Source organism: Myxococcus sp. AM011 (assembly GCF_013372595.1).
In the GTDB taxonomy this organism is placed as follows: Bacteria; Myxococcota; Myxococcia; order Myxococcales; family Myxococcaceae; genus Myxococcus; species Myxococcus eversor.
In genome coordinates, this window is record NZ_JABXEM010000102.1 from 24,496 (window position 1) to 34,722 (window position 10,227).

Below are 10,227 nucleotides of genomic sequence, written 5' to 3' on the forward strand. Positions count from 1 at the left end.
AGGTTGAACACCCCAGGTCTCCCAAGCTGTCACTCGTCCGAGGTCCTTCGGCGGGCGCTGCCTAGCATGGAAGTCGGGGCAGGTCCGCAAATTGGTGTTGGAGAGGCTTCAACGCCTGACAGTCCGGCCCAGGCTCGGAGGGGGGCTGCCCGTTCGGCGCGGACCCGAGAGGCTTCACATTCGTGGGCAGGGGATGAACCACGGCTGATGGGAGCCCGTGTCGTCCACGGCGTGGAAGTAGATGCGGTCGCCCACGCGCGCGAAGCCATCCGCGCGGGACGATGCCGGGCCGGGCCTGATGTCCACGAGGGGCCCGGTCGTCGCGACGCTGCCTCGCGTGAACCAGGGCTCCAGGTCCGCGCCGCTGGTCGTGGCGACGAACAGCGCGTCACCGGCGCCCGTCGGAAACAAGGGCGAGGAGTACTCGTCGCCCAGGCTGAGCGCGTTGGAGAGGGCGCGGGTTCCCTCCGCGGTTCCATCCGAGACCCAGAGGGTCACCTCGCGAGGCGCGGGGCCGAGGGTGGCGATGGCCACGGAGAAGTAGAGCCGGTCTCCCGAGACGGCCATCTGCTGAAGATAGGGGTATGCGGCTTCCTGGCCTGCATAGGGATTGGGGAGCGTCTTGACGGAGGCCTTGCCACCGCCCGCCAGGGAGAGACTCTGGATGCGCATCAGCATCGTCTCGCTGTCCACGGAGGCCACGTAGACGGTGTCGTTCAGCGCCCCGAGCAGGAAGACAGTCTTGCCGAAGGTCTCCAGCCGGACGGTGCCCGAGGCCGTGCCGTCCGTCTTCCACACCTCCGTGTTCGCGCCGTCGTTGAACAGGAACAGCCCCACGGCTCCCGCCTGTCCCGTGTTGCTGAAGAAGTAGACGACCTGGGCATCGAGCTTCTTGACGAGCTGGGTTCCGCTCGCCGTTCCATCGGTGCGCCAGAGCGCGGTGCCTTGCTCCGGTGAGGCGAGGAAGAAGAGCAGGTTGTCGCCCACCCGCAGCGTCACATTGCCGAGCATCGATGTGGTGCCGAGGTTCGCGAACCGCACCGTGCCCGCGTCCGTGCCATCCGTGCGCCACAGCTCCACCTGGGGATTGCCGGGGGCAAAGCCCCACTGGCGCAGGAAGGTGAGCTGTCCGCGCTGCGCCGCGACGGCCGCGAGATGGGTGCCGTCGGGGCCCGGAGTGAGATCCTTGACGAGGTGGGTTCCCGCCTCGGTTCCGTCGCTGACCCACAGCTCCTCGCCCGTCCCTGGCTCATCGAACTGGAAGAAGAGCTGGTTGCCCACGGGGAACAGGGTTCGGAGCGCGGGGACGCCGACGGGCGCGGCTGGGAAGGTTTTGACGGGGACGGTGCCTGCCTCGGTGCCGTTGCTTCGCCACAGGGTCGCGCCGCCGTCGGACAGGTTGGTGGCGAAGTAGAGCGTGCCGAGCATGTCGACGAACGACTCGGGGAAGGGGCCATTGCTGGATGCCCCGGACCCTGGCGGGATGACGACCTTCAGTCGGGACGCTTTTCCAGGACAGGCATGGAGCGGCGCCTCGCGGATTCCCTCGTCCGTGCGGGGTGCCATGGCGGCTGCCTGACCCGCGAGTCCCAATCCCAGCAGGAAGTACCAATGCCTTGCTTGCATGTCTGTTTCCTCTCCGGCCCAGAACCGACAGAGGGTGGGATGTTCGGCCCCGTTCGCCAATCCGGCTTCGAGACGAGCGCCTATTCGGGAGTGGACACGGGGCGCATCGTCTGGCGGGGCGCTCAAGGGCTCCAGCACCTCGACACCTCGCGCTGAATCCACTCTGATGCCCGGCGAGGTGGAACACATGAGGAAGCGGAGTCCCTTCATCGCGGTCGCATCGACGGCCGTCCTCCTGGCGACCACGGGCCTGGCGCGTGACACGAAACCCGCGCCGGAGGACGAGGTCGCCTGTGCAGGGGCGGCCCCACTCACCGAGCAGCTCGTCAACGACGCGGCACAACTGGGGCTCAAGGGCGTCGCGACACGCGGTGACCTGCTCGTCGGCAAGCTGAGCTACCTGCGCGAGCCTCGGGAAGCCGCTGAAGCCGCGAGCGGGATGGTGCTCTTCATCAAGGGGCCGAAGGGCTGGCGCGCGGTGATTCCCCGTCATGAAGAGGAAGAGGTTGGCCTCTACGTGACACCATCGAGCCGCAAGGTCATCGTCATCACCCAGCGACAGATTGGCGACCCGGGACAATCGTTCACCGTCGTCCGCTCCGACGACGACTTCGCCACCGCGACGTGCGCGACGCTGGGCTTTCCCAGGGATTTGAACCAGCCCACGTGGAACGGTGAGTATCTGGAGGTCCACGACCTCGATATCAGCGCGAGGGGGCGCGGAATGCTCGTCGGCTCGGCGGGGCTGGAGCGCACCGACGAGAAGCCTCGCACGCTGTGGTTCTCCTATGCCACGCGCGATGACGGCCGCTCCTGGGGACCACCGCGACGGCTGGTGAAGCAGCAGGAGGCCCCCAAGGGCATGCTCGTTCCGGCCAGCCTCGTGGAGGCCACGGCCCTGGAGGCGGACCTGCGCGCCTTCGTGTCGCGGGCCCGCGCCGAGCCATAGAGAAGCTCCCGCTCACGGAACGAGCGGGTGGACGGCCATGCGCCTCAATAGGAGGCGCAGTCGTTGAGGTCGTCGCTGGTCGCGGCCGATGCATAGTTTTGCAGTGCGCCTGGAGTGGACTCCCGTGCACTGAATGCCCTTTCCTTCGTGTGTGAATGGTCCGCGAACTATTACGGGCGCGGAAAAGGCACTCTACTGGCGGCTTGCTCTGCTCACTTCTTCACCTCTACCAGCGCGCAACGCCTGGGTGGTTCCAAGTCCAAGACGCTTTTGGATAGAACCCCTGCCATGACAGTCGCCGCCTTTCGTCTGGGCATGCTCATCCCAGAGTTCCCCACGCAAACGCACGCCTTCTTCTGGCGGGAGATCACCGCCTTGCGTGCCGCTGGGGTCGAGGTGCACATCTTCTCCACGAGGCGCCCCGTGGAGGGCTGCCCTCACGAATGGGCGGAGCGCGCGGCCTCGGAGACGACATACCTCTTCCCGCCTCGACTCTCGTCCGCACTGCTCTCGCCGAGGGACTTCCCGGGCATGGCCCAGGCGCTCGCGTATGTCTCCAAGCTCTCGGTGAGCGTGAAGCAGAAGGCGCGAGCCCTGGGGATGCTGGCCTGCGCGGTCGACTTCCTCCATCACGCACGCGAGCGGAAGCTGGACCATATCCATGGTCATTCCGCCGCGGACGCCGCGCATGTGCTCGCGCTCTGCAGGATTCTGGGCGGTCCTCGCTACAGCTTCCACCTCCACGGTGATCTTCCTGTGTATGGAACAGACCATGCCGCCAAGGCCTGGGACGCCACGTTCGTGGCAGCCGCCGCGCGCCCCATGCAGCGTGAGCTCATCAAGGACGTGGGTCTGCCACCGGAGCGGACCTATACCCTTTGGATGGGCGTGGACACCGACCGCTTCACCCCTCCGGCCCAGCGCGCGGAGTCTCCTCGGGGTCTCCACCTCGCTTCCATTGGACGGCTGCATCTCTGCAAGGGTCATGTCCATACCTTCGCGGGACTGCGCAAGGCATTGGACCGGGGCCTGAAGGCCCACCTCACGTTGGGGGGAAGGGGGCCTCACGAGCAGGAGATCCGCCAGTCCATCGCCCGCTTCGGATTGCAGTCGCATGTGGACATGGTGGGGCCGCTCGGAGAGGCAGCGGTGATTGACCTGCTGCACCGCGCGGATGGCTTCGTGCTCTCCAGCATCGGCCTCGGCGAGGCCTCTCCCGTCGCTGTCATGGAGGCGATGGCCTGTGGCGTCCCTCCTGTCTGCTCCATCATCGGGGGCACGCCGGACATGATTTCCGACGGGACGGAGGGATTGCTGGTGGCCCAGGGGGATGAGGAGGGATTGGCGAATGCCTTCCTCCAGCTCGGGCGGGACGCCGCGCTGCGCGAGCGGATGGCCAGTGCCGCACGCGAACGCGCCGTGCGCTCGTTCGACTATCGCGAGACAAGTCGCCGATTGCTGGAGGCCATCCAGGTCTCGCGCGCGCCCCTGCCTCAGTCCGCGTCGCAGGGGACGGCCCCCCGCTCTGATCAAGCGGCGGCCTGAAGACGTCCGCGACTCGAGAAGGCCGGCGCGTACTGGAGGCTGCCCGGCATCGCCTGTCAGTCGCGGCGAGGTGAGAGGCGTTGCCCCCGTGTGAATGCGGCCCGCCCACGCATGAGCGTTGGGCGGGCGCGCGGGGGACTACCGCGTGCAGGTATAGCGAACGATGCAGCCGCCCACGTACACCGGGGTGATGATGCCGTCCTCACAGAACCCAGGGCCCGGATAGACGGGGTTGGGACAGATGGCGTTGGCGGTGACGTCGGGAAGGCACTGGAAGCCGACGAGGCACTTGCCCGAATAGATGGGATAGAGCTCGCCGTTCTCGCACAGCGGATACATCACATCCGGGCAGATGTGGGACGGGATGGGGCTGGCGGCCTGCTCCTTGGTGGCCTCTCCCGAGGTCTCCGTGACAGGGGCTTCCGGCCCACAACCGACCAGCGCAAACAGACCGCACACCACAGCGAGGCGTCCAAGGCTGTTCATCTAGGGTCTCCGTGACAAGCCCGCCAAAGCGGCGGGAGTGCGGAGCGTCTACCAGTCCCGCAGGGGTCCGGCAAACCCAGGTGAGCTGGACGTGTATGCGGCCTGCCGACGAGGGGGGCGCCACCCTGTGGGGCATGCTGGTGACGGCGGCTTCGACTGACTTGGCGAAAGGTCGGTCGCGGACCTTTGAGCGCTAAAGACAGTCGCCGCTCAGTGGCCCAATGCTCAGCGGGCCCGTCGTCCAGCCGGAATCCGCTGGAGTCGTTTCTCCGTCTGGCTCGAGCCGTACCTCGAAGAAGAAGCGCTTGCCCTGGTCGAAGTAGTACTTCCCCGCCAGCAGTTTCCAGGCCCGCGCCGGCTTCTTCTCCGGCGTGATTTCCACGCCACTCCTCAGAGGGCGCCACTCGCCCGTCGGGTACGCGTACGTGTCCTGCTGGGTTGCCATGACGCGCTTGTCCGCCGCGAGGGTGATGCTCTCGGGAATCTGCCCGGGTTGCAGGAACCACCAGTCCGATGTGGCGCCAAGCACCTTCTCCTTGACGCCCTTCTCATTCACGAAGACGGAGATGGCCTTGCGCCATTTCTTGTACTCGTCACTCGCCTTGAGTGCCTTCAACCCCTTCGAGTCTTCGTCAATCTTCGGAAGGAGGGCCTGGGCATCCTTCTCCACGGCCACCGACAGGTCTGCCAGCGCCAGGTACATCCAATTGCTCTCGAAGGCGCAGTAGTCGAAGTCGTCTGCGTCCTCTTTTCCCTGGTTGAGCAGCGTGGTCGTCCGCGCCCGGTTGAGGCGGGCGTAGGCATTGGAGGGGTCCTGCTTCAGCGCCTTCTCGAAGAGGGCATGGGCTTTCGCGTAGTCCCCCTTGTTGTACGCCGCGAAGCCCTGGGCGTTGGCATCGGGCGCCTTGGCCAACACGGGCCCGGTGATTCCCAGACAGAGGACCAGGAGCAGCGGAACACGGGGGGACGAGGTCAGAAAGGTAGCCATCACATCCGTGGTTTCTAGCACACCCCGTGTGTCCCGGATTTCGCCTCTGGCGTTGCCCTGCTGGGGCTAGGTCCTCCTCGCGACGGCGAGCCAGGTCACACCGCCGAGCTGGACCTTCCCGTCCCGTCGACGGTGCTCGCATTCACGGGCCACGCCCTCTTCCCAGCTGCGCTGCTCCTCGGGCGTCAGCTCCGCCACGAGCTTCGCGACGGGCCCTCCGAATTCTCGAATCCAGCGCGCGACCTCCGCGCCGTCCGCGGCTTCCATCACGGGGATGTGCATCGCCTCGACGTGCTCCAGCGTGAACCCGCTGTGTGCCAGGACCGTGCGCAAGCGCTCAGGGTCGGAGAAGCGGAACACGCCAGGGGCCTCTGAATCGATGGGGGGAGGCTGGCGGAAGGGCTCAATGCTCTTGCGTGGCAGGGACACGTACTCCACCTGCTCCAGGCCCGCCCAACATGCGCACACCAGGCGTCCGGAGGGGCGCAGCGCGTGCCATACCCGCGCGAGCGCGCGCTCGGGCCGGGCCATGTACATCAGCGCCCAGCGCACGGTCGCCGCATCGAAGGACTGCTCCGGCAGGTCGAGCGCCTCCGCGTCCACGGCTCGAAACTCGATGTTGGAAAGGCCTTGGGCTCGGGCCTGCTCCCGCGCGGCCTCCAGCATGCCGTCGACCAGGTCCGTGCCCAGCACGAAGCCCGTGGGCCCCACCCGCAACGCGGCCCGGAGGGAGGGCTCGCCCATGCCCGAAGCCAGGTCGAGCACCCGCATCCCGGGTTGGAGGCACGCCAGGTCGAGCATCCGCTCGCTGACGGACGCGATGAGGCGGGACTCCATCTCATGGTACCGGCGGACGATGGCGACGCGCTCGGACCAGGGGGACTGCCGCGGGGGGCTGGGGGCTGTCATGGGATTGTTCGGGCAGGGTTGAGAATGGCGCGACCGGCCCTAGAGCCTCTCGCATCTAGCGCAGCGCCGCGAGGGCCGCGCTGACCTTCGCCACCGTCACCGACACGGGCGTCGTCACCTCTGGAGAGAAGATGGCCACGCGGAGCTCCTCGAAGGCCCATCTCAACTCCTGTGCCGCCTCCTGGTCTCGCAGGGTGGCGCGCCTCGCGAGGAAGGTTTCCCACAGGGGGGTGAAGGGCGCCGCCTTCCCTTCGTCCTTGGCGGGGTTGTTCACCGCACGCGACAGCCGTGCCTGGGCCGCGCGGAGGTAGCGCGGGTAGTTCATCAGGCGCACGAAGGGAATCCACTCGATGAGGTTCGCGGGGAACAGGTGCCCGAGCTGCGCGCGGATGTCCCGCACGGCCGCCGCGCCGCTCGGCCCCTTCGAGGCGGCTTTGAGTGCGGCGAGCGTCGCGGCGAGCTCCGAGGAGGTGACGACGACGGCGTTCGCCCAGTCCCGGGCCGTCGGCTCGATGCGCGGTGAGCCCGCATGGACCAGCGCCTCGAAGGCCGCCTTCGCGCGGGGCAGCGGCGCACCCGGTGCGAGCTTGAACGCATCATCGACGCCGCGTGCGAGGACGAGCGCCCGGAAGGCGTCGGCCTGGCCCCGCGCGGGCGGCGCGCCGTCCAGGGACGGGAAGGGCGGCGGCATGCGCGAGCCGCTGACGGCCACGTGTCCGCGCGCGGCGAGCATCAGGAGCCGGCGGACCCCCGTGCGCGTGGCCGCGTCGGCGGCGGAGGCTGTCTCGAGCAGCACCAGGTCCACGGCGGCGCCCCGGTCGACGAGCGCGGGATAGCTGCTGACCTCGAGCCCGCCGACCCGCCGGGTGACCACGGCGGGCAGCTCACCGAAGGTCCAGGCCGTCAGCCCCTTGCGCTCCCAGTCCGAAGTCGGCGCGGCGCTGCGCAGCGCCGCCCGTGCACGTCCCCCGTACTGCTCGAGCAGCGCATCGGCGTCGCGGCTCCGCGCGAGCTCCTTTCCCCGCTCGTCGAGCACCCGGAGCGTGATGCGCAGGTAGGGCACCACGGCATCCGCTCGGAGGGACTCCTCGGGCACGTCCACGCCGCACAGCCGGGACACCGCGCGCGAGAGTGCTGGAATCATCGGCCCGCGGAAGGGCACGAGTTCCTTCACGAGACGGTCGACCAGGGCGGGCAGCGGCCCCAACGACTTGCGTTGGGCACGGGGGATCTGCTCGAGCAGCGCGGTGAGTTTCTCCCGCTGCCACCCGGGGATGGTCCAGTCGAGCTCACCCGGGACCAACTGGGCGAGCAGCAGCAGCGGCACGCTCAGGGTGATGCCGTCGTCCTCGGCCGAGGGGTCGAAGGTGTACGTCACCGGCACGGAAGCGCCGTTCAGGGTGATGGCGTCCGGGTAGTGCGCCGGGGACAGGCCCGGGTCGTGCGAGAGGGCATCCTCCATCGAGAGGACGAGCACGTCGGGGTCGGCTGCCTCGGCCTTGCGGCGCCAGGCCTCGAAGCTCGCTCCGTCCATCACGTCCGCTGGGAGGCGCTCGTCGAAGAACGTCAGCAGCGCCTCGTTGTCGAGCAGCTCGCTGCGCCGTGCCTTGTCCCGCAGGCGCGCCACGCGCTCCAGCACCTGGCGGTTCTTCTCCTGGAATGTCCCCCGGGTGCGGTACTCGCCGCGCACCAGGGCATGCTCCAGGAACATCAGCCGTGCCTGGGCGGGGTCCATGCTGGCCAGGGGTACGGGGCGCTCCTTGAAGACTTGAAGCCCGAAGAGGGTCGCGTTCTCCTTCACCACGGCGCGTGCGGACTTCTCCGACCAGTGCGGGTCGGAGTAGCTGCGCTTGAGCAGGTGGGGGGCTGCCGCCGCGAGCCACTCCGGGTCGAGCTTCGCCACGGTGCGCGCGAACAACTGGGACGTCTCCACGAGCTCGAACGCCATCACCCAGGCCGGGGGCTTCTTCGCGAGCGCCGACGAGGGGTGAACCATGAAGCGCGTCTGCTTCGCACCCGTATAGACGCGCTGCTCCGGATTCCACTGGCCGATGCGGGACAGAAGCCCGGTGAGGAGCGCCTGATGCAGGAGGTCCCCGCGCGCCGGGGCGCCCCGGCCCTTGCGTGGCAGGCGCAGCTCGCGGACGGTCTCCTCGAGCTGGCGCTGGACATCCCGCCACTCGCGCACCCGGAGGAAGGACAGGAAGTTGTCCCGGCACACGCGCCGCAGATGGGACGTCCCCCGGCCCTCGGCCTCGCTCACGAACGCCCACAGCTTGAGGAGCCCGGTGAAGTCCGAGTGCTCGTCACGGAAGCGCCGGTGCAGCTCGTCCGCCTTCTGCGCGAGCTCCCGTGGCCGCTCGCGCGGGTCCTGCAGGTTGAGCGCCGCGGCGACGATGAGCACCTCTTCCAGGCATCCGTATTCGGCGCCGGCGAGAATCATCCGCGCGATGCGAGGGTCCACCGGGAAGCGCGCGAGCTGGTGCCCGAGCGGCGTCAAGGTGCGCTCCTTGCCCTCGATGGCCCCGAGCTCCTCGAGCACCCGCCAGCCCTCGGCGATGGCCCTCGGCTGGGGCGGATCGAGGAAGGGGAAGTCCTCGACGTCACCGAGGCCGAGGGACTTCATCCGCAGGATGACCCCCGCGAGCCCCGTGCGCTTGATTTCCGGGTCGGTGAAGGCGGGCCGGGTGGTGAAGCTCACCTCGTCGTAGAGGCGCACGCAGATTCCCTCGCGCACGCGTCCGCAGCGCCCCTTGCGCTGGTCGGCGCTGGCCTGGGAGACCGGCTCGATGTGAAGGCGCGTGGTGCCCGAGCGTGGGTCATAGCGCGACAGGCGCGCCACCCCCGTGTCCACGACGTAGACGATTCCCGGGATGGTGACCGATGTCTCCGCGACGTTGGTGGCGAGGATGACCCGGCGCTGGGGGATGGTGGCGAAGACGCGCGACTGCTCGGCGGCCGACAGGCGCGAATACAGGGGCTGCACCACCGTGCCGCGGAGCGAGCGCGCGTTCAGGGCGTTTTCTGTCTCTCGGATTTCCCGCTCGCCGGGGAGGAACACGAGGACGTCCCCGTCCGGGTCGAGCGTGAGTACGTTCGCCACCGCATCGGCGACGGAGTCGGTGAGCTCGTCGTCCTCGGGGGGCGGCTCGTAGAGCACGTCCACCGGAAAGGTGCGGCCCTCCACCTGGATGACCGGAGCGCCCCCGAAGAACTGGGAGAAGCGCTCGGTCTCGATGGTGGCCGAGCTCACCACCACCTTGAGGTCGGGGCGCTTGGGGAGGAGGCGCTTGAGCCACCCCAGCAGGAAGTCGATGGTGAGGCTGCGCTCGTGGGCCTCGTCGAGAACGATGGTGTCGTAGCGGCGCAGGAGGGGGTCGCTGTGAATCTGCGCGAGCAGGACTCCGTCGGTCATGAACTTCACGGCTGTCTGCCGGGACGAGCGGTCCTCGAAGCGAATCTGGTAGCCGACGTCCGTGCCCAGCTCCGTGCCGAGCTCGCGGGCCACGCGCGCCGCCACGCTCGTCGCGGCGATACGCCGGGGTTGGGTGACGCCAATCTGGCGCGGGCGGCCGCGCCCCATGGCGAGCAGGACTTTCGGCAGTTGCGTCGTCTTCCCAGAGCCGGTGGCCCCCGCGACGATGACCACCTGATGGGCGGAGATGGCCTTGGTGATGTCCTCCACCCGGCTCGAGATGGGGAGCTCGGGGGGGAAGTGCAGGGT

The 10,227-nt window shown here is 68.5% G+C and carries 7 protein-coding genes; 2 read left to right on the plus strand and 5 right to left on the minus strand.

Features of this window, described 5'->3' with window-relative positions; all coding sequences use genetic code 11:
- Positions 1 to 174: 174 nt before the first annotated feature.
- The gene (locus HUW62_RS21890; protein WP_176435512.1) at positions 175 to 1,626 is read right to left on the minus strand and encodes a hypothetical protein; all 1,452 of its coding nucleotides are present in this window, start codon (positions 1,624 to 1,626) and stop codon (positions 175 to 177) included.
- A gap of 187 nt (positions 1,627 to 1,813) precedes the next feature.
- Here HUW62_RS21890 and HUW62_RS21895 point away from each other — a divergent pair, with 187 nt between their 5' ends.
- Both HUW62_RS21895 and HUW62_RS21900 read left to right on the plus strand, forming a co-directional pair.
- Positions 1,814 to 2,575 carry a hypothetical protein gene (locus HUW62_RS21895; protein ID WP_176435513.1) on the plus strand — a complete coding sequence of 254 codons (762 nt, stop codon included), beginning with the start codon at positions 1,814 to 1,816 and terminating at the stop codon, positions 2,573 to 2,575.
- A 288-nt stretch (positions 2,576 to 2,863) separates the two neighbouring features.
- The gene (locus HUW62_RS21900; RefSeq protein ID WP_176435514.1) at positions 2,864 to 4,120 is read left to right on the plus strand and encodes a glycosyltransferase family 4 protein; all 1,257 of its coding nucleotides are present in this window, start codon (positions 2,864 to 2,866) and stop codon (positions 4,118 to 4,120) included.
- A gap of 138 nt (positions 4,121 to 4,258) precedes the next feature.
- Here HUW62_RS21900 and HUW62_RS21905 read toward each other — a convergent pair whose 3' ends face one another.
- From HUW62_RS21905 to hrpA, 4 genes are all read right to left on the minus strand, one after another.
- On the minus strand, positions 4,259 to 4,606 hold the full coding sequence (locus HUW62_RS21905; RefSeq protein WP_176435515.1) for a hypothetical protein: 348 nt from the start codon (positions 4,604 to 4,606) through the stop codon (positions 4,259 to 4,261).
- 193 nt (positions 4,607 to 4,799) lie between these two features.
- Entirely contained in the window at positions 4,800 to 5,594 is a 795-nt protein-coding gene (locus HUW62_RS21910) for a tetratricopeptide repeat protein (protein WP_176435516.1), read from the minus strand.
- Between the two features lie 66 nt (positions 5,595 to 5,660).
- On the minus strand, positions 5,661 to 6,503 hold the full coding sequence (locus HUW62_RS21915) for a class I SAM-dependent methyltransferase (protein WP_176435517.1): 843 nt from the start codon (positions 6,501 to 6,503) through the stop codon (positions 5,661 to 5,663).
- A 55-nt stretch (positions 6,504 to 6,558) separates the two neighbouring features.
- Positions 6,559 to 10,227: ATP-dependent RNA helicase HrpA (hrpA, locus tag HUW62_RS21920; RefSeq protein WP_255203561.1), on the minus strand; the 3,669-nt coding region annotated here is incomplete at its 5' end.

What these genes read in the sequence shown, in the direction of transcription:
- HUW62_RS21895 (WP_176435513.1), top strand. Translation starts at nt 1,814, where the DNA reads ATGAGGAAGCGGAGTCCCTTCATCGCGGTCGCATCGACGGCCGTCCTC.
- HUW62_RS21915 (WP_176435517.1), bottom strand. Translation starts at nt 6,503, where the DNA reads ATGACAGCCCCCAGCCCCCCGCGGCAGTCCCCCTGGTCCGAGCGCGTC.
- HUW62_RS21890 (WP_176435512.1), bottom strand. Translation starts at nt 1,626, where the DNA reads ATGCAAGCAAGGCATTGGTACTTCCTGCTGGGATTGGGACTCGCGGGT.
- HUW62_RS21905 (WP_176435515.1), bottom strand. Translation starts at nt 4,606, where the DNA reads ATGAACAGCCTTGGACGCCTCGCTGTGGTGTGCGGTCTGTTTGCGCTG.
- HUW62_RS21900 (WP_176435514.1), top strand. Translation starts at nt 2,864, where the DNA reads ATGACAGTCGCCGCCTTTCGTCTGGGCATGCTCATCCCAGAGTTCCCC.
- HUW62_RS21910 (WP_176435516.1), bottom strand. Translation starts at nt 5,594, where the DNA reads ATGGCTACCTTTCTGACCTCGTCCCCCCGTGTTCCGCTGCTCCTGGTC.